Below are 17,452 nucleotides of genomic sequence, written 5' to 3' on the forward strand. Positions count from 1 at the left end.
TAACCTGTTGATCGTGCCCACGCAGAGCGTGGGAACGATCACCGACCGAGTATTTCAACAAGCGCCAGCGCCCCCTTCTGCAACGGCTGGCTCTTGAGCCACACCGCGTGCACCGGCAGCACCAGGCCGTTTTCGATATTGCGGAAGTTCAACCGTTTCAGCCGTCCGCTATCGAGCCACGGCTGCACCACCGACAGCGGAAAATTGCCCCAGCCCAATCCCGCCTCGACCATTTCCAGCGCTGTTTCCAGGTTATCGGTGCGCCAGTGGGACTCGGCCACCAGCGGCCGGGTTTCGCTGATCGGCAAGTCGCGGCTGCCGACGACGATCTGCCGCACATGCACCAGATCCTCGAGAAACAGATCCTGCCCCTGCAACAACGGACTGTCCGCCGCCAGCGTGGCGATCATCCGCTCACTGCCGACAAACTGAAAACGCTCCAGCACATTCACGCTCAACCCGGCGAACGCCAGACACACGCTGACCCGGCCGCGGTGAAGCATCGCCAGCACATCGTCCTGCGGCGCGGTCAGCACTTCGATGTCGAGCAGCGGATGACGCTCGCTGAGATCCTTGATCGCCGTCAGCAACCGTCGGCGATCGATATCCGCCGCCACGCCAATCGACAATTTGCTCTCAAGCCCCAGCGACAACTGCACCGCATGCACCTGCAATTGCTTGAGCTGATCGGCGATCAACCGAGCATGGGGCACCAGCGACAGCGCCATTGCCGTGGGTTGCGGTTCGCGGTGACTGCGATCAAACAGCGAGTAACCGAGTTCCGCCTCCAGATTGCCGATGGCCATGCTCACCGCCGACGGGACTCTGCCCAATGCCCTCGCAGCGGCGGAAAACGAGCCGCGTTCGATCACGGCGAGAAACAGCTCGATGCTTTCACTGTTGAAATTCACTTCGCACACCTATCAATAAAACTGAAAGCTACTGACTTTTTCTGTCATCTATATTGAAGCTATCTTTCGTCGCCTTCGCCAGTCCCATTGGCCACAAGTCGCAAGAAAGAGGCAATTCCCCATGCAAGGCGTCAAACGCAAACTGGTCTATGTGTCGCTCTATGAAGTGATCGGCATGACCTTCTCGGCCCTGGGCCTGGCCCTGTTGTCCGGCACCTCGCCCGGCAGCACCGGCCCGCTGGCGGTGATCATCACCACCATCGCCGTGACCTGGAACTTCATCTACACCTCGCTGTTCGAGCGCTGGGAAAGCCGTCAGGTGTCGCGCACCCGCACGGTAAAACGGCGCATCGCCCACGCCGTCGGCTTCCAGCTGACACTGATCGTGTTTCTGATTCCGCTGATCGCGTGGTGGATGAACATCAGTCTGATGCAGGCCTTTCTGCTGGATCTGGCACTGATCGTGTTCATCCCTTGCTACACCTTCGCGTTCAACTGGCTGTTCGATAAGGTGTTCGGCCTTCCGGCCTCGGCATTGCCGGATCCACAGCCCGCGACATAAATCGTTAATTGGTAAGCGGATATTGCAAGAAATCGGCGGTTTTCCCGTGCCAACCGCCGATATAAACAATCATTGATTTCCGATAGCAGGCTAAGCTTTTCCATCAATAAAAAATGGATCTGCCCATGACTGCACACGCCCCCGCCGCGCAACGCGACGGCATCGACCCGATACGCGCCGCCGAGATTTCTGCACGCATCGACCGCCTCCCGGCAGTCGCCACGATCTGGCGGCTGGTGGCGCTGCTATCGATCGGTGGTTTCTTCGAACTCTACGACCTGTTCCAGACCGCCTACATCAGCCCCGGGCTGATCCACGACGGCATCTTCGCCACCGGCAATCAGGGCGTGTTCGGTTTCTCCGATCAGGCTGCGTTTGCCTCGGCGACGTTCCTCGGCCTGTTTCTCGGCGCCAGCCTGCTCAGCCCGATGGCGGATCGTTTCGGGCGACGGGCGATCTTCACCTTCGCGCTGGTCTGGTACACCGTGGCCACGGTGCTGATGGGCGTGCAGAGTTCGGCGCTGGGGATCATCTGCATGCGTTTTCTGGTGGGCATCGGCCTTGGCATCGAGCTGGTGACCATCGACGCCTATCTCTCGGAACTGGTGCCCAAGCGCATGCGTAGTTCGGCGTTTGCCTTCGCATTTTTCGTGCAGTTCCTGTCGGTACCGGCAGTGGCGTTGATGTCCTGGTGGCTGGTGCCGCAGGCGCCGTTCGGGGTGTCCGGCTGGCGTTGGGTGGTGCTGGCGAGCGCGGTGTTTGCGCTGTTCATCTGGTGGCTGCGCAAGCGTCTGCCGGAGTCGCCGCGCTGGCTGGCCCAGCATGGCCGTTTCGATGAGGCGAACCGGATTCTCGACGGCATCGAGGCGCGCTGCGAAAAGGATCACCACCAGCCACTGGATGCACCGGAAGCGGTAGCCGTCGACGTCGAAGGCAAGGGCCGTTTCGCCGATATCTGGCAGCCACCTTACCGGCGTCGCGCGCTGATGCTGATCGTCTTCCACATCTTCCAGGCCATCGGTTTCTTCGGCTTCGGCAACTGGCTGCCGGCGTTGCTCTCCGGTCAGGGTGTCAGCGTCACTCACAGCCTGATGTACGCGTTCATCATCACCCTCGCCTACCCGCTCGGGCCGCTGCTGTTCGTCAAATTCGCCAACCGCTTCGAGAACAAATGGCAGATCGTCGGCTCGGCCCTCGGCGCCATGACCTTCGGCACCTTGTTCGCCCTGCAGACCAGCGCCTTCGGCCTGATCTTCTGCGGTGTGATGATCACCTTCTGCAACGCCTGGCTGAGCTTCAGTTACCACTCCTATCAGAGCGAACTGTTCCCCACCAACATCCGCGCCCGGGCGGTGGGGTTCTGCTATTCGTTCAGTCGTTTGTCGACGGTGTTCAGCAGCCTGTTGATCGGTTTGTTCCTCGACCACTTCGGCACACCGGGCGTGTTGGCGTTCATCGTCGCCAGCATGTTGATCGTGATGCTGACCATCGGCTATTTCGGCCCTCGCACCCGTAACCTGGCGCTGGAAAACATCGCCCATCGCTGACGGACAACGGTCATCCTCTGCCGCCCTCCGGCAAGGGATGACCGCTTTGCCGGTTCACCAAAAACCACAAGCCATTGAAATAAAAGAACTTATTAGATAGGCATGGTAATTGCTCCCTAGGGCTGACAGTCATTACCTACAGGTCCTTTCATCATGTTGGTCAGTGCAAAACAACAGCAAATCATTCACCTGCCCAAGCCGCTGAATGACGATGCAACCGCCACGGCCGCGGCCGGCCTGCAAGGCGGTCTGCATGGCGCGATGCTGCAAACCCTGCAAAACCAGGCCCAGGCGCAAACCGCCGAAGCCACCGCCAAAGTGCGGGAATCGGCCACCCAACTGGCGACCCAGCAAGTCAGCGAAGCCACGCGTATCAGCGACAACGTCGACGAAGCGTTCGCCAAGACCCGTGTCGCCCTGCAAACCTCCGATACTTCGCCGAGCAAATCCTCAGGCTCATCGGCCCTGGACGAGTTCAAGGACTACATGAGCAAAACGCCGGAACAGCGTCTGCGCGACAGTATCCTCAAGGAAATGGGTCTGACCGAAGACGACATCAAAGCCATGCCGCCGGAGAAACAACTGGCCATCGGCAAAGAAATCGCCGAGCGACTGCAGGACAAGATGAAGCTGGCCGAAGCCGAGAAGCAGAACAAGCAAGATGCCAACTCGGCGAAGATCAGCGACGAGTCGGCTGACAAGTTCCTCGCTTCGCTCTGAAAAGCGGTGCAATAAAAAAGGATCCCCACGGGGATCCTTTTTTCAGCCGTGAAACCGTCAGTTCAACTGCAACGTCTCGTTGAACTGACTGATCGCATCCACCACATGCCGCGAGCCCTGCTGAATCTCCCGGATCGCGTCGCCCGCCTCGTTCGCCAGTTCCACCCCGAGCCCGGTGCGGCTCAGGCTCGACTGCATGCTCGACACTGCGCTCAATGACAACTCGTGGTTCTTGCGCACCACGTCGACGATCTCCAGGGTCGCTTGGCTGGTCCGCGCCGCGAGGCTGCGAACCTCGTCCGCCACCACCGCAAAACCACGCCCGTGCTCGCCCGCCCGCGCCGCCTCGATGGCCGCGTTGAGCGCCAGCAGGTTGGTCTGGTCGGCGATCCCGCGAATGGTCTGAACGATGGTGCCGATGATGTCCGACTGCTTGCTGACCGCATCGATGCTCAGCGCCGCTTCGTTGAGGTCGCGGGAAATGTCCTGAATGATCTGCACCGTTTGCTGCACGACCTGTGAGCCTTTTTGCGCGCAGGCGTCGTTTTGTACCGAAGTGCTGTGGGCCGATTCCGCAGCAGTCTGCAAGGTGGTCATCTGGTGGGTGATGTCACTGGCGAACTTCACCACTTTGTACAGCCGGCCCTTGGCGTCGAACAGCGGGTTGTACGACGCTTCCAGGTAAACGGTCTGCCCGGACTTGTTCTTGCGCTCGAAGCGGTGCGAGTGATATTCGCCGCGATTGAGCGACGCCCAGAACGCCTTGTACTGCGCGGACTCGGCCTCGACCCGGTGACAGAAAAGACTGTGGTGATGGCCGACGATTTCGTTGAGCGAGTACTGCATGGTCTTGAGGAAGTTGTCGTTGGCCGTGATCACATTGCCTTCCGGAGTGAACTCGATCACTGCCATCGACCGGCCGATGGCAGCGAGCATGCTTTCTTCTTCCTTTTCCTTGTTCACGCGCGCCGTTATGTCCGACGCCACTTTGATCACACTGCGGACCTGTTTGTCCGGGCCATACACCGGCATGTAACTGGCCTCGAGCCAGATCTCCCGGCCGCTTTTGTTCAAGCGCAGGAAAGTGCCGCTGATGGGTTCGCCCCGGGCCAGGTCACGCCACAACTTGGCGTATTCCTCGCTGCGATAAAATTCTTCTTCACAAAAAATCCGGTGATGTTTGCCACGCACTTCTTCGGCGCTGTAGCCCATGGTCTTGCAGAAGTTGTCATTGGCATCCAGCACGATGCCATCGGGGGTGAATTCGATCATTGCCATCGAACGGCTGATCGCCTCCAACTTGGCGTTGGCTTCGGTCAGGGCACAACTGAAACGTTCGATTTCCTGCAGATCAGCCTTGTGATGTAGGTTGAACATGTCTCGATCACCTTGAGCGCGGTCTTTTGATTTGATGAAAGTTCAGGTCTTTCAGAATCCACCACTACGTTCCACAGAACAGGCACACGCCTTCCTCCACGGGAGGAAGTTGTCAGGTGATAAACGATGATTAATCGGAGAGTCCATGCGACGACGCTCTAATCAAGACATCCTTCTCTTGATAGCCCGCGGGCGGGCCATTCCTAACATGCAGAAGAACTTCCATTTAAAAAACAGCTCCTTGTCGGTCAAGTGTCGGTGCCTTGGATTGCGCACTCTGGCAGCTTTGAGATCGGTAACCGCTAGCGGACGTAGCGCATTGGATGGCGTTCGACATAGTTAGTTATGAATGAGCATAGACAGCACGAAGTCTTGCGCAAGGCCACTAGTCGGCCAGTACTGAGGGAATTCGGACAGGAAGCGGACGAGAAACGGTTCAGCGCAAAAAAGTTTTGTCTGGTCGAACGCCATCGCGGGCAAGCCACGCTCCCACAGGTACCACGCAGGCTTGAACATCGCGCAGAACCTTGTGGGAGCGGGCTTGCCCGCGATGGTGTCGGTGCAGCACTACAGAAATATCAGAAACGAACTACAGACTCCCGCTCACCTTGTTTGCCACATCACCCGGCACCCAAGGCTTCCACACTTGCGGCTGATCGCGCAGGAACGCCTCGGCCACCTGCCGTGGTTGCTGGCGTTTCTCGCTCATCCCGGCCAGGGTCTGGTTCAGCAGATCGATCGGCAAATCGACTTTCTCAAAGAACGTCACCAGCTCCGGATACTGCGCCTTGAACGGCGCCGACACGCCAATCGCCAGGCTCGCCGGCATCGAGCGGGTGCCTTTCGGGTTGGGGTTGTTGGCGTCGGCCAGGGTTTTCCAGGCTTCGGCGTCGAACGGCGGCTCTTCCAGCTTCACCAGTTTGAAGCGACCGAGCAGCGGCGTCGGCGACCAGTAGTAGAACAGCACCGGTTTGCCGCGCTTGATCGACGACGCCACCTCGGCATCCAGCGCCGCGCCGGAGCCGGTGCGGAAGTTGACGAAGGTGTCGTTCAGCGCATACGCCTTGAGCTTCTGGCTGTTGACGATTTCCGAGGTCCAGCCGGTCGGGCTGTTGAGGAAGCGCCCACGGCTCGGGTCTTCCGGGTCCTTGAACACATCCTTGTAGCGCGGCAGGTCGGCCACCGATTTCAGCTCCGGTGCCAGCGGTTTGATCCCGCGCTCGGGATCGCCCTTGATCACGTACTCCGGCACCCACCAACCCTCGGTGGCGCCCTTCACCGTGTCACCGAGGCCGAACACTTTGCCCTCGGCGGCAGCCTTGACCCACGCCGGACTGCGCCCGGCCCACTCTTCGCCGATCACTTGAATATCGTTTTTCGCCAGCGCCGCTTCCAGGCTGACGGTGCTGCCCGGCAGCGTGTCCGTCGGGTAGCCGTAGCCTTTTTCGACGATCAGGCGCAGCACTTCGGTGATGAAGCTGCCGCTTTCCCAGGTGATGTCGCCGAAGTGGATCGGCGCGGTTTTTTCCGCTGCCACGACGTGCCCGGCAGTCAGGGTCAGGGCCAGCAGCGAACTGCCGAGCAGGGTTTTGATCGATCTCATGCGGACCTCTTGTTCTGGGAGGAAATCAGGGTTTGGTTGGCGCTATGGCGGTTGCACAGGGCCTGGGAACGGGTCATGTACAGGCTCACCGAACGCTGGGAGATGCCCAGTTCGGCAGCGATTTGCGGGTAGGTCAGGCCGTCGATGCGCGCCAGCAGAAAGGTCGAGCGCACCTTGCCTGGCAGGCGCCGGAGTGTCCGGTCCAGGTGCTTGAGGCTCTGCGACAGGTCGGCGAGTTCTTCGGGAGACGGCGCGTGATCGAGGTCACCTTGTTGCAGTTGGTGCAGATGCCGACGCTCAAGATCGCCCCGCCGCCAGCGCTCATACAGCAGACGTTGGGCGATGGTGGTGAGCAAGGCGCGGGGTTCGCGGATGGCGGTCAGGCCGGGGGCTTCGAGCAGTTGCGCGAAGGTTTCGGCGGCGATGTCTTCGGCCGTGGCCGCATCATTCGATTGCCGACGCAGACGTGTGCACAACCACTGGTAGTGGTCGCGAAACAACGTGTTCACATGATTGCGATGGGATGAGTCGGCGCCGGACATGGGGGCTCCTTGGTAAAGGGTCGCTGAATGTCCGGTCGTCCGGTGGCGCGATCCTAGCAAGGTGCCTTATGCGTTAAAAATACTTAAAAAGAATTTTTATATTCCATTAGTGAATTACAAGAAGCCGCTAACGCAAGCGGCCATAACCCAGTTCTTCGGCCTCGCGCTGGTAATCCAGCAAGACGAGGTAATCGCTTTCGCTGGCGGGCAATACTTCGGGCAAACCGAGGGTGCGGGCCACATCGGGCAGGTCTTGAAGACTGCGGTTCATGGCCCGGCGCAGGTGTTCGATCTGTCCGTCAGTCGTGCTGGCCGAAGTGATGAAGGGCAATGTCGGACTGAACGCGCTGCGCGCTACCACTCGCAATCCGCTGACCTCTTCGGCGGCGTACTGCGCCAGGTACGCAAAGGTCACGCTGTCGATGGCCGCCAGATCGGCACGGTCTTCGCGCAACCAAAGCAGGCTTTCGCGGTGACCGCCACTGATGCCGACCGAGGCGAAAAACTGGCCGTCCCGGTGCAACGGCGCCAGACGCTGACGCAACAGGTTCATGCCGCTGTTGGAGTCTTCGCTGTTGATCACCCCGCGACTGTCGAAGAACTCCGCCAGGCTGCGGCGTGGATCATCGGCGCGGGCGAGGATCAGGCTGCAATGATTGCCGGCGCTGGCGTCCGGCAATTCGTAGCGCGGACGGCCGACAATCCTCACCTGCCCACGCAGCGCGGTCATCAGCGGATAGCCGCAGGTCTGGGTCAGCAGCAACTCAGGCGAGCGCCAGAGTTCGAGCAACGACTGACCGTCGGCATCAAGCCGCGAACGGCCGAGGTGTTCGAGGATCCGCGCCAGCCACTGCTCGTTCGCCGCGCGGATCGGCTCGGGTGCGATGTACATCAATAGCTCTGCGTAACCTGACGTCATGGTCGCCTCAAATAAACGGATGCTGCGGGCTGTCGATCGGCTTGATGCCGTGCCGGCGCCACAGTTGCCCATAACCTTGCACCAGAAATCCGCCACTGCGCGCCACCCATTGTTCCCGGCGCATGCGGTAGGCCTCGGGCAAGTCGTACCACGAAAGCTTCGGCAAGTCGTGGTGCACCAGATGGAAATTCAGGTTCAGGAACAGCCAGCGCCACGGCCATCCGGCTTCGTTGAGCACCGTGCGCTGCTCCGGTTGCGTGTGCGGCCGGTGTTCATAGTAGGAGCGAACCATCGCAGTCGACAGCGCCGGCACGCTGATCAAAAACAGGTAATGCCAGATCGGCAACACACTGTAGCGGGCGATGAAAAACAGCATCAGTACGGTCAGGGCACCGTGGGTCAGCCACATCAGCCAGGCCTGGCGTTCACGGTTTTTCAGGCGTTGCAGTTCTTCGCCGGCCAGCGCCAGCAACGCCAGCGGCGCGCCAAGAATGAAGCGGCCCAATACGGTTTTGTTCAGCCAGTGCAGGCTGCGTTCGAACAGCGAACTGCCCTGCCAGCGTTCGGCGCTCAGATAACGGCTTTCGGGATCGACACCGGGGATCGTCAGGTCTTCGTCGCGATGGTGCTGCAAATGGCTGTCGCGATAGAGCGTGTACGGATACCACACCGCGAATGGTGCATAGCCGAGGACTTTGTTGACGAAGGTCCAGCGCGTCGGATGACCGTGGAGCAATTCGTGCTGCACCGACAGCCACAGTACCAGCAGCGGAATCAGCAGCAGCGTGCTCCACCAGACGCCGAGCCGTGCGCTGCCCAGCACAATCGCGAACCAGCCGCCGTAGACGCCGATCAGCAGCAGCCAGGTCGGCCACTCGGTGCGGGCGGTGAAGCGCTGGCGCAGGGTTTCGATTTGCTGACGATGCTGATCGTCAAAGTAATGGGCCATGGCGTTGCTCGGAAGAGGAGTCCATTCCTTCTGTGCAACGACAACGGAAATTCTTGCAGATTATTTTTTCAGGCTGTTTTCAAGGACAAGACAGGAGCCCGAATCCGGGCTCCCGAACGGCGTGATCAATGGCCAAAGATGTCGACTTTCTTCGCCCTTTTCTCGTGGCGTTTTTCGATGGCGGTCTTGGCCGGTTTCTTCTTCGCGGCTTTCTTCGAATCCATACCTTTGGACATGACGCGTACTCCACTCAGAGGGGATGTGAGATCAGGTATACACCTATCCCGGCGGGCACGTTGTTTTATAATCCGCGGCTTTTGCACCGGCAGTCCGATTCATGACCGACATCCGTTACAGCCAGCTCGACGACCTGTCCTGGCCCTTGATGAACAAGTTCTACCGCCAGCATCAATCGTCGATGAAAGCGGTGCGCGAGGCGCAATTGTGGGTGGCGCGGCGGGAAGAAATCGTGGCGGCGCTGTGTCTGCGGCCGGTGTTCGGCGGGCATTGGCTGACCGGGTTGTTCGTCGATCCGGCCTGTCGCGAACAGGGCATTGCCGCGCAGTTGATTGCCGAAGCGGTGAAGGGCGTCGAGGCGCCGGTGTGGCTGTTCTGCCACCCGGACTTGCGCGGCTTCTACGAGCGACGCGGCTTCACTTTCGACCCCGCCCTGCCCCAAGCCATGGCCGAGCGCTTGAGCCGTTATGCACGGAGCAAACCGATGATTGCCATGGAGCTGGCACCGCGCGCGGACTAGTCAGTCGTCGGCGTCGGGGTCGAGGTCCGGGAACATCACTTCGGTGAAACCGAACTTGCTGAAATCGGTAATGCGCGACGGGTACAGCCGCCCGATCAGGTGATCGCATTCATGCTGCACCACCCGCGCATGGAAGCCCGAGGCCACACGCACAATCGGCTCGCCCTTGGGATCCACGCCTTCGTAACGGATCTGCTGATAACGATCCACCGCGCCCCGCAGGCCGGGCACCGATAGACAACCTTCGAAGCCCTCTTCCATCAACGGACTGAGCGGCGTGATCAGCGGGTTGATCAGGATCGTCTGCGGCACCGCTTCGGCGTCCGGGTAACGCTCGCTGTGCTCGAAACCGAAGATCACCAGTTGCAGGTCGACGCCAATCTGCGGTGCCGCCAGGCCAACCCCGCCGACGCTTTCCATGGTCTGGAACATGTCGTCAATCAGTTGCCACAACTCCGGACTGTCGAGCATTTCGGCGGGCACTGGCGGGGCGATGCGCAGCAGGCGTTCGTCGCCCATCTTCAGGATTTCACGGATCATGATCAGGCTTCGTCAGTGTTCGGCTTGAGCGAGTGATCGCGCCCGAGGCCGGAAACGTGTTGTTTGGGATGTTCATCGAGTTCGCCGGGGACTTTCTCGCCCGAATCCTTGCCCTCGCTGGACATATGTTCGATTACCGCATTCATCTCCGCGCCGAGCAGCAACACGGCGGCGGAAATGTAGAAATACAGCAACAGCACGATGATCGCACCGATGCTGCCATACATGGCGTTGTAGTTGGCGAATGTCTTGACGTAGAACGCGAACCCCAGGGACGCGATGATCCACACCACCACCGCCAGCACCGAACCCGGGGTGATGAAGCGAAACTCCTGTTTGACGTCGGGCATTACGTAGTAGATCAGCGCCACGGCCACCATCATCAGGATCACGATCACCGGCCAGCGGGCGATGGTCCACAGGGTGACGATGACTTCTTCCAGCCCGACCTGCGCGGCGATCCAGCCCATCACCTGCGGACCGAGCACCATCAGCGCAGCGGCGACCAGCAACATGCCGGCGATGCCGACGGTGTAGATGATCGACAGCGGGAAGCGCTTCCACAGGGGCCGTCCTTCGACCACGTCGTAGGCGGCGTTCATCGCACTCATCATCAGGCGCACGCCGGCAGACGCGGTGTACAGGGCGATGACGATACCGACCGAAAGCAGGCCGCCCTTGGACTGCTGCAGTTGATCGATCACCGGGTTGACCTGTTCCAGCGCCTGGGGCGGCAATACCAGCTCCGATTGCAGGCGCAGCCAGGAGAAGAAGTCCGGCAGGTGCAGGAAGCCGATCAGGGCAATCAGGAACAGAATGAACGGGAACAGCGAGAACAGCATCTGGTAGGCCAGTGCCGAGGCATAGGTCGACATCTCGTCGTCGACGAATTCAGTGACCGTGCGCACCATCACCCGGTGCAGGGGCAGACCTTTCATGTCCGGAAAAATCATTCGCGTCTCCTTTCGCCGCAAAACAGGTTGAAGTCGTGGCGACTCAGGGGCCGTTTTTCTCTCATCAAAGTAGCTTAATTGGCGACTTTGAAACACTGTGATCCGTGACCGCATATGAACGGGACACGAAAACGGCCATCCTTGGATGGCCGCTTCGTTGTTTCGTTCAAGGCTCTATCAAGCCTTGTCGACGCCTTTCTTGACCGCGTCCTTGGCTTTGCCCACCGCTTGCTGGGCCTCGCCTTTCTTCTCTTGCACTTTACCTTCGGCCTGCAGTTTGGTGTTGTCGGTGGCTTTGCCGACACCTTGCTTGACGTTGCCGACCGCTTCGTTGGTCATGCCTTTCACTTTATCGCTCGTGCTACCCATGGTGATTCTCCTTGGAACATTAACGGGGAAAGTCAGTACGTAATGATTGACTGGCCCGGTTTGCGCCAAGTTTCATTTATTTTCAGGGCTTCATTTCGTCGCGGCGTGCAGGTTGGGCTTTATGTTTGCGAGCGTACCCCCGAGAATGCCCACCATAAGGGCGCCATGCGCCACAGAACCGATCCCGCAGGAATGTTATGAAACTCGATAAAAAGCAGGCCATCGCCCGTCGCAACCAGGAACTGGGCGGTGCCGTGCTCGGCACCAACAACTGCCACTTCGCCGAACTGAACCGCAACCGCAACATCTGGTGGTTCGACTTGCCGGTGTCGCGCCTGGCCATCGGTCAGTACGAGTGGATTCACCTGTTGATGCACACCCCGGCCACCGACGAACTGCTGCACCTGAAAGTGCCGACCGTGTTTCTGCGCGAAAAGCTCGAAGGCCTGGTGATCCGCAACGAAGGCAAGCGCAAGGCGGCCCTGAGCCTGGAACTGAGCGCCGACAAGGACTCGTACCTGCAGGACATGCGCCCGGCGGGCACCAATGTGAACTTCGCGCCGTTCCGCCAGTAAACCTTTTACGTTGACCAACGTGATCGTTCCCACGCTCTGCGTGGGAATGCCGCCCCGGACGCTCCGCGTCCAGCACGGAGGGACGCAGAGCGTCCCGGGATGCGTTACCACGCAGAGCGTGGGAACGATCAAACAGTTAACCAACAAAAAGCCCCGCATCTGCGGGGCTTTCTGTTTTATGCGGCGCTTTTCGCCTTGATCTTCTTCAGCTCTTCGTCGCGCAGTTCGCGACGCAGGATCTTGCCGACGTTGGTGGTCGGCAACGCATCGCGGAACTCAACGGAACGCGGCACCTTGTAGCCGGTGACATTGGCGCGCATGTGCTCCATCACCTGTTCCTTGGTCAGCGTGACACCCGGTTTGGCGACGATGAAGATCTTGATCGCCTCGCCGGATTTCTCGTCCGGAACGCCGATGGCTGCGCACTGCAACACGCCCGGCAGGGCCGCCAGCACGTCTTCCAGTTCGTTCGGATACACGTTGAAACCGGACACCAGAATCATGTCTTTCTTGCGATCGACGATGCGCATGTAGCCGTCCGGCTGGATCAGCGCGATGTCACCGGTTTTCAGCCAGCCTTCGCTGTCGAGCATTTCATCGGTGGCTTCCTGACGCTGCCAGTAACCCTTCATCACTTGCGGGCCCTTGACGCACAGCTCGCCGATTTCGCCCAGCGGCTGCTCGACACCGGCGTCGTCAATGACTTTGCACAGGGTCGACGGCACCGGAATGCCGATGGTGCCGATCTGGATGTTCTGGATCGGGTTGACCGTGGCCACCGGGCTGGTTTCGGTCATGCCGTAACCTTCGCAGATCGGGCAACCGGTGACCGCTTTCCAGCGCTCGGCCGCGGCCAGTTGCAGGGCCATGCCGCCGGACAGGGTGACTTTCAGCGCCGAGAAATCCAGCTTGCGGAAACCTTCGTTGTTGCACAGGGCCACGAACAGCGTGTTGAGGCCAACGAAGCCACTGAACTTCCACTTCGAAAGTTCCTTGACCATCGCCGGCAGGTCGCGCGGGTTGCTGATCAGGATGTTGTGGTTGCCGATCAGCATCATCGCCATGCAATGAAAGGTGAACGCATAGATGTGGTACAGCGGCAGCGGGGTGATCAGGATCTCGCAACCTTCATTGAGGTTGGAGCCCATCAGCGCCTTGCACTGCAGCATGTTGGCGACGAGGTTGCGATGGGTGAGCATCGCGCCCTTGGCCACGCCGGTGGTGCCGCCGGTGTATTGCAGCACCGCGACGTCGCCGCTGTCCGGGTTGGCTTCGGCGACCGGCTGACCCTGGCCCTTGCTCAGCACGTCGTTGAACTTGACGGCTTTTGGCAGGTGATAGGCCGGAACCATTTTCTTCACGTACTTGATGACGCTGTTGATCAGCAGGCGCTTGATCGGCGGCAGCAGGTCGGCGACTTCGGTGACGATGACGTGCTTGACGCCGGTTTTCGGCACCACGGCTTCGGCCAGGTGCGCCATGTTCGCCAGGCACACCAGCGCCTTGGCACCGGAGTCGTTGAATTGGTGTTCCATTTCCCGCGCGGTATACAGCGGGTTGGTGTTGACCACGATCAGCCCGGCGCGAATGGCACCGAAGACGGCGACCGGGTACTGCAACACATTGGGCAGTTGCACGGCGATTCGATCACCGGGCTGCAAATCGGTATGCTGTTGCAGATAAGCAGCAAACGCACCGGACAACTCGTACAGTTCACCGTAGGTGATGGTCTTGCCCAGGTTGCTGAACGCCGGTTTGTCGGCGAAGCGTTGGCAGGATTGCTTCAACACTGCCTGAATATTCGGGTACTCGTCTGGATTGATGTCGGCAGCAATTCCAGCGGGGTACTTATCCTTCCAAAAGTCTTCGATCATGGAAGCCCACTCCTCAGCAACGCGAATTCAGCACCGCATTTGATGCGATTATTATTGGTGTTTGTTTATTGGTGAGTCTGGCTTTTTACAAGGCCGAGAAGTCACAAAGCGCGCCGAGAGTAGCAGCTTTGCCAAGGGTCGACTAGAGCCAAAAGCGGCCCCTACAGTCATTTTAATGACTCAAGAACTACTGGCAGTCATTTTAGAGCAAAAATCCTATAACACCTTGAAAGTCCCGGTTTTCGGGGACAACGTCGCGGATAGAAAACAAAAATCGCAGCCTCCCGCAGCTTGAGGTAGCCGCCAGAGACTGCGATCTTTCGTACTCAACGGGTACGCATCACCGATCAGGCGATATCGCGCAACTCCCTCCGCAGGATTTTCCCGACAGGCGTCATCGGCAACGACTCACGCAGCACGATGTGTTTCGGCACCTTGTACGCCGTGAAATTCTCTTTGCAGTAGGCCTTCAGCTCTTCCAGGCTCACCCCGGTTTCCCGCGCCACCACAAACAGCTTCACCGCCTCACCGGAACGCTCATCCGGCACGCCGATCACTGCGCAGTTGGCGACTTTCGGGTGAGCCATCACCACGTCTTCGATTTCGTTCGGGTACACGTTGAAACCCGAGACGATGATCATGTCCTTCTTGCGGTCGACGATGCGCACGAAACCGTCCGGGTCGATTACCGCGATGTCGCCGGACTTGAACCAGCCCTCGGCATCCAGCACTTCGGCGGTGGCTTCGGGTTTCTGCCAATAACCCTTCATGATCTGCGGGCCCTTGATGCACAGCTCGCCGCGCTCGCCCAGCGGCTGCTCGACGCCGTCGTCATTGATGACTTTCAAGCGGGTGCCCGGCACCGGCAGGCCGACCGTGCCGATTCGCGACAGCTCGCCGTACGGGTTGGTGCAGGCCACCGGCGAGGTTTCGGTCAGACCGTAGCCTTCGGTGATCCGGCAACCGGTGATCTGCTCCCAGCGCTCGGCGGTGGCCTTGACCAGCGCGGTGCCGCCGGAGTTGGTGAGCTTGAGGGTGGAGAAGTCCAGGGTCTTGAAGTCCGGGTGATCCATCAACGCGACGAACAGGGTGTTGAGCCCCAGCAGCGCCGAGAACTTCCAGTTCTTCAGCTCCTTGATGAAGCCGCCGATGTCGCGCGGGTTGGTGATCAGCACGTTGTGGTTGCCCGACACCATCATGCACATGCAATTCGCGGTGAACGCATAGATGTGGTAGAGCGGCAGCGGCGCGATCATCACCTCCTGCCCTTCGCGCAACAACGGCTGGCCGTCGCTGCCGAACTGACCGAGACAGGCACGCACCTGCTGCATGTTCGCCACCAGATTGCCGTGGGTGAGCATCGCGCCCTTGGCCAGGCCGGTGGTGCCGCCGGTGTATTGCAAGACGGCAATGTCATCCAGGCCGACCTTCAACGGCTTGATGCCCAAGCCCCGGCCCATGCGCAACGCGCTCTTGAAGGAAATCGCCTGGGGCAGCGAATACGCCGGGACCATTTTCTTCACTTTGCTGACCACGGTGTTGACCAGCCAGCCCTTGGCGGTGGGCATCAGGTCGCCCATCTTCGCTTCGATCAGGTACTGAATGTCGGTGTCCGGCAGCACTTCCTGAACCTTCTGACCGAACATGTTCAGGTACACCAGCGCCCGGGCGCCGGAGTCCTTGAACTGGTGACGCATCTCCCGCGCGGTGTACAGCGGGTTGGTGTTGACGACGATCAGCCCGGCACGCAAGGCCCCGAACACGGCAATCGGATAATGCAGGACGTTGGGCATCTGCACCGCAATGCGATCCCCCGGCGCCAGGTCGGTGTGGGCTTGCAGATAACCGGCGAACGCGGCGCTCTGGCGCTCCAGCTCGGCATAGGTCAGGGTCACGCCCATGTTGCTGAACGCCGGGCGATCAGCGAATTTCTTGCAGGAACGCTCGAACACCTCGATCACCGACTTGAATTCACCCGCGTCGATGTCCAGGGGTACGCCCGCCGGGCGTTTGTCATTCCAGAAATCAGGTTGCATTGTTCTTGTCCTCTTTACCTGAGCCGATCCGGGGCCGCTTCGCTGTCATTTCTTTCTGTCCCTGAAAAAGTCGAGAGCAAAAAGCGGGGCTTCACGGACACTAGCAGCTATGGTCAATCAGGCAAATATGGGCAAGGTCGTCATTGATCGTGTGAATCTTCCTGCCGTGGCGTGAGCTGATCGGACGCGCTATACAATGCAACCTCTGCAAGACGCTTGAGCAAAAACAGGCCGCAAAAGGAATCGCCATGATCCACGACACCTTCTGGCTGGACGCGAGTGACCGCAGCCGCCTCTTCGTCAACCTGTGGCTGCCGAACGCGCCGCTGAAGGCGGTGATTCTGCTGGCTCACGGCATGGCAGAACACAGTGCCCGCTATGCAAGGCTGGCAGAAGCATTCTGTGCTGAAGGCTACGGCGTGTACGCGCCCGACCAGCGCGGCCATGGCAAAACCGCCGATCATGGGACGCTGGGGCATTTCGCCGATGACGATGGCTGGTGCAAGGTGGTCGGTGATCTCGCGAGCCTCAACCAGTTCCTCGGCCAGCGTCATCCAGGCGTGCCGATCGTGCTGCTCGGGCACAGCATGGGCAGTTACATCGCTCAGGCTTATTTACTGCATCACAGCGCCAGCCTGCATGGCGCGATTCTCAGCGGCTCGAATTTCCAGCCGGTTGCGCTGTATCGCGCGGCCCGGCAGATCGCCCGGTTTGAAAAGCTGCGCCAGGGCGCCAAGGGTCGCAGCGCGCTGATCGAATGGCTGTCGTTCGGCTCGTTCAACAATAAATTCAAACCGGCGCGCACCGCGTTTGACTGGCTGAGTCGCGACCCGGCCGAGGTCGACAAGTACGCCACCGACCCGCTGTGTGGCTTTCGCTGCACCAATCAACTGTGGATCGACCTGCTCGGCGGGTTGCAGCAAATCAGCAAAGCGTCCAATCTCGCCCAGATCGATCCGGGCCTGCCGCTGCTGGTGATCGGCGGCGAATGTGATCCGGTGAGCGAAGGCAAGCGTCTGACTGATCTGGCCAACGCCTTGCGCGCGGCCGGCAGCCAGAACCTGCAACTCAAGATCTACCCGCAGGCGCGGCACGAATTGTTCAACGAGAGCAACCGCGACGAAGTGACCGCCGATGTGCTGGCCTGGATCGACCAGGCCCTGAGCCATCGCCGGCCGCACCGCAGCGAATAATTTTTTGTGGATTCATTTCATCCGT

17 protein-coding genes and 1 pseudogene are annotated in these 17,452 nt (G+C 59.9%); 6 read left to right on the top strand and 12 right to left on the bottom strand.

Annotated elements, in window-relative coordinates; translation table 11 throughout:
• Positions 1 to 38: 38 nt before the first annotated feature.
• A complete protein-coding gene (locus CAF74_RS02180; protein WP_085745165.1) occupies positions 39 to 911 on the bottom strand; it encodes a LysR family transcriptional regulator in 873 nt (290 codons plus the stop codon).
• A 121-nt stretch (positions 912 to 1,032) separates the two neighbouring features.
• On the opposite strand from CAF74_RS02180, the gene CAF74_RS02185 reads away from it, so the two are divergent.
• The 3 genes from CAF74_RS02185 (at position 1,033) to CAF74_RS02195 (ending at position 3,740) form a co-directional block, all read left to right on the top strand.
• Entirely contained in the window at positions 1,033 to 1,473 is a 441-nt protein-coding gene (locus CAF74_RS02185; protein WP_085745166.1) for a PACE efflux transporter, read from the top strand.
• Positions 1,474 to 1,598: 125 nt separating this feature from the next.
• Positions 1,599 to 3,020: an MFS transporter gene (locus CAF74_RS02190; protein ID WP_085745167.1), complete on the top strand. Its 1,422-nt coding sequence runs from the start codon at positions 1,599 to 1,601 to the stop codon at positions 3,018 to 3,020.
• Positions 3,021 to 3,173: 153 nt separating this feature from the next.
• Positions 3,174 to 3,740 (top strand): hypothetical protein, encoded by a 567-nt coding sequence (locus tag CAF74_RS02195; protein WP_085745168.1) that lies wholly within the window; start codon positions 3,174 to 3,176, stop codon positions 3,738 to 3,740.
• Positions 3,741 to 3,797: 57 nt separating this feature from the next.
• Here CAF74_RS02195 and CAF74_RS29530 read toward each other — a convergent pair whose 3' ends face one another.
• The 6 genes and pseudogenes from CAF74_RS29530 to CAF74_RS02220 form a co-directional block, all read right to left on the bottom strand.
• Positions 3,798 to 4,337, bottom strand: a complete 540-nt coding sequence (locus CAF74_RS29530) for a methyl-accepting chemotaxis protein (protein WP_371320920.1) — start codon at positions 4,335 to 4,337, stop codon at positions 3,798 to 3,800.
• Positions 4,338 to 4,346: 9 nt separating this feature from the next.
• Positions 4,347 to 5,117: pseudogene (locus tag CAF74_RS29535) on the bottom strand (PAS domain-containing protein); the annotation flags it as partial.
• A gap of 589 nt (positions 5,118 to 5,706) precedes the next feature.
• Positions 5,707 to 6,720 carry an ABC transporter substrate-binding protein gene (locus CAF74_RS02205; protein WP_085745170.1) on the bottom strand — a complete coding sequence of 338 codons (1,014 nt, stop codon included), beginning with the start codon at positions 6,718 to 6,720 and terminating at the stop codon, positions 5,707 to 5,709.
• A complete protein-coding gene (locus tag CAF74_RS02210) occupies positions 6,717 to 7,262 on the bottom strand; it encodes a sigma-70 family RNA polymerase sigma factor (RefSeq protein WP_085745171.1) in 546 nt (181 codons plus the stop codon). The genes CAF74_RS02205 and CAF74_RS02210 overlap by 4 nt, the downstream gene beginning before the upstream one ends.
• A 127-nt stretch (positions 7,263 to 7,389) precedes the next feature.
• On the bottom strand, positions 7,390 to 8,181 hold the full coding sequence (locus CAF74_RS02215; protein ID WP_085745172.1) for a phosphate/phosphite/phosphonate ABC transporter substrate-binding protein: 792 nt from the start codon (positions 8,179 to 8,181) through the stop codon (positions 7,390 to 7,392).
• 7 nt (positions 8,182 to 8,188) lie between these two features.
• Entirely contained in the window at positions 8,189 to 9,130 is a 942-nt protein-coding gene (locus CAF74_RS02220) for a fatty acid desaturase (RefSeq protein WP_085745173.1), read from the bottom strand.
• 337 nt (positions 9,131 to 9,467) lie between these two features.
• Between CAF74_RS02220 and CAF74_RS02225 the strand changes: the two genes are divergently transcribed.
• Positions 9,468 to 9,887, top strand: a complete 420-nt coding sequence (locus CAF74_RS02225; RefSeq protein ID WP_085745174.1) for a GNAT family N-acetyltransferase — start codon at positions 9,468 to 9,470, stop codon at positions 9,885 to 9,887.
• Here the strand turns inward: CAF74_RS02225 and def are convergent, their stop codons facing one another.
• The 3 genes from def to CAF74_RS02240 form a co-directional block, all read right to left on the bottom strand.
• Positions 9,888 to 10,427 carry a peptide deformylase gene (def, locus tag CAF74_RS02230; protein WP_085745175.1) on the bottom strand — a complete coding sequence of 180 codons (540 nt, stop codon included), beginning with the start codon at positions 10,425 to 10,427 and terminating at the stop codon, positions 9,888 to 9,890.
• 2 nt (positions 10,428 to 10,429) lie between these two features.
• Positions 10,430 to 11,380, bottom strand: coding sequence for a YihY/virulence factor BrkB family protein (locus CAF74_RS02235; protein WP_039766115.1), 951 nt, complete (start codon positions 11,378 to 11,380; stop codon positions 10,430 to 10,432).
• 177 nt (positions 11,381 to 11,557) lie between these two features.
• On the bottom strand, positions 11,558 to 11,749 hold the full coding sequence (locus CAF74_RS02240) for a CsbD family protein (RefSeq protein WP_085745176.1): 192 nt from the start codon (positions 11,747 to 11,749) through the stop codon (positions 11,558 to 11,560).
• 197 nt (positions 11,750 to 11,946) lie between these two features.
• Between CAF74_RS02240 and CAF74_RS02245 the strand changes: the two genes are divergently transcribed.
• Positions 11,947 to 12,324, top strand: coding sequence for a hypothetical protein (locus CAF74_RS02245; protein WP_007951149.1), 378 nt, complete (start codon positions 11,947 to 11,949; stop codon positions 12,322 to 12,324).
• 176 nt (positions 12,325 to 12,500) lie between these two features.
• Here CAF74_RS02245 and fadD1 read toward each other — a convergent pair whose 3' ends face one another.
• Positions 12,501 to 14,198, bottom strand: coding sequence for a long-chain-fatty-acid--CoA ligase FadD1 (gene fadD1, locus CAF74_RS02250; RefSeq protein WP_064598913.1), 1,698 nt, complete (start codon positions 14,196 to 14,198; stop codon positions 12,501 to 12,503).
• 347 nt (positions 14,199 to 14,545) lie between these two features.
• Positions 14,546 to 16,234: a long-chain-fatty-acid--CoA ligase FadD2 gene (fadD2, locus tag CAF74_RS02255; protein ID WP_085745177.1), complete on the bottom strand. Its 1,689-nt coding sequence runs from the start codon at positions 16,232 to 16,234 to the stop codon at positions 14,546 to 14,548.
• Positions 16,235 to 16,482: 248 nt separating this feature from the next.
• Here fadD2 and CAF74_RS02260 point away from each other — a divergent pair, with 248 nt between their 5' ends.
• Complete coding sequence (locus CAF74_RS02260) at positions 16,483 to 17,427, top strand: alpha/beta hydrolase (RefSeq protein ID WP_085745178.1); 945 nt, start codon at positions 16,483 to 16,485, stop codon at positions 17,425 to 17,427.
• The last annotated feature ends 25 nt before the right edge of the window (positions 17,428 to 17,452 follow it).

This window comes from Pseudomonas sp. R45(2017), from assembly GCF_002112305.1.
GTDB classification, from domain to species: domain Bacteria; phylum Pseudomonadota; class Gammaproteobacteria; order Pseudomonadales; family Pseudomonadaceae; genus Aquipseudomonas; species Aquipseudomonas paraglycinae.

Coding starts and splice junctions, on each gene's coding strand:
- CAF74_RS02185 (WP_085745166.1), top strand. CDS start 1,033: ATGCAAGGCGTCAAACGCAAACTGGTCTATGTGTCGCTCTATGAAGTG.
- CAF74_RS02190 (WP_085745167.1), top strand. CDS start 1,599: ATGACTGCACACGCCCCCGCCGCGCAACGCGACGGCATCGACCCGATA.
- CAF74_RS02195 (WP_085745168.1), top strand. CDS start 3,174: ATGTTGGTCAGTGCAAAACAACAGCAAATCATTCACCTGCCCAAGCCG.
- CAF74_RS29530 (WP_371320920.1), bottom strand. CDS start 4,337: ATGACCACCTTGCAGACTGCTGCGGAATCGGCCCACAGCACTTCGGTA.
- CAF74_RS02205 (WP_085745170.1), bottom strand. CDS start 6,720: ATGAGATCGATCAAAACCCTGCTCGGCAGTTCGCTGCTGGCCCTGACC.
- CAF74_RS02210 (WP_085745171.1), bottom strand. CDS start 7,262: ATGTCCGGCGCCGACTCATCCCATCGCAATCATGTGAACACGTTGTTT.
- CAF74_RS02215 (WP_085745172.1), bottom strand. CDS start 8,181: ATGACGTCAGGTTACGCAGAGCTATTGATGTACATCGCACCCGAGCCG.
- CAF74_RS02220 (WP_085745173.1), bottom strand. CDS start 9,130: ATGGCCCATTACTTTGACGATCAGCATCGTCAGCAAATCGAAACCCTG.
- CAF74_RS02225 (WP_085745174.1), top strand. CDS start 9,468: ATGACCGACATCCGTTACAGCCAGCTCGACGACCTGTCCTGGCCCTTG.
- def (WP_085745175.1), bottom strand. CDS start 10,427: ATGATCCGTGAAATCCTGAAGATGGGCGACGAACGCCTGCTGCGCATC.
- CAF74_RS02235 (WP_039766115.1), bottom strand. CDS start 11,380: ATGATTTTTCCGGACATGAAAGGTCTGCCCCTGCACCGGGTGATGGTG.
- CAF74_RS02240 (WP_085745176.1), bottom strand. CDS start 11,749: ATGGGTAGCACGAGCGATAAAGTGAAAGGCATGACCAACGAAGCGGTC.
- CAF74_RS02245 (WP_007951149.1), top strand. CDS start 11,947: ATGAAACTCGATAAAAAGCAGGCCATCGCCCGTCGCAACCAGGAACTG.
- fadD1 (WP_064598913.1), bottom strand. CDS start 14,198: ATGATCGAAGACTTTTGGAAGGATAAGTACCCCGCTGGAATTGCTGCC.
- fadD2 (WP_085745177.1), bottom strand. CDS start 16,234: ATGCAACCTGATTTCTGGAATGACAAACGCCCGGCGGGCGTACCCCTG.
- CAF74_RS02260 (WP_085745178.1), top strand. CDS start 16,483: ATGATCCACGACACCTTCTGGCTGGACGCGAGTGACCGCAGCCGCCTC.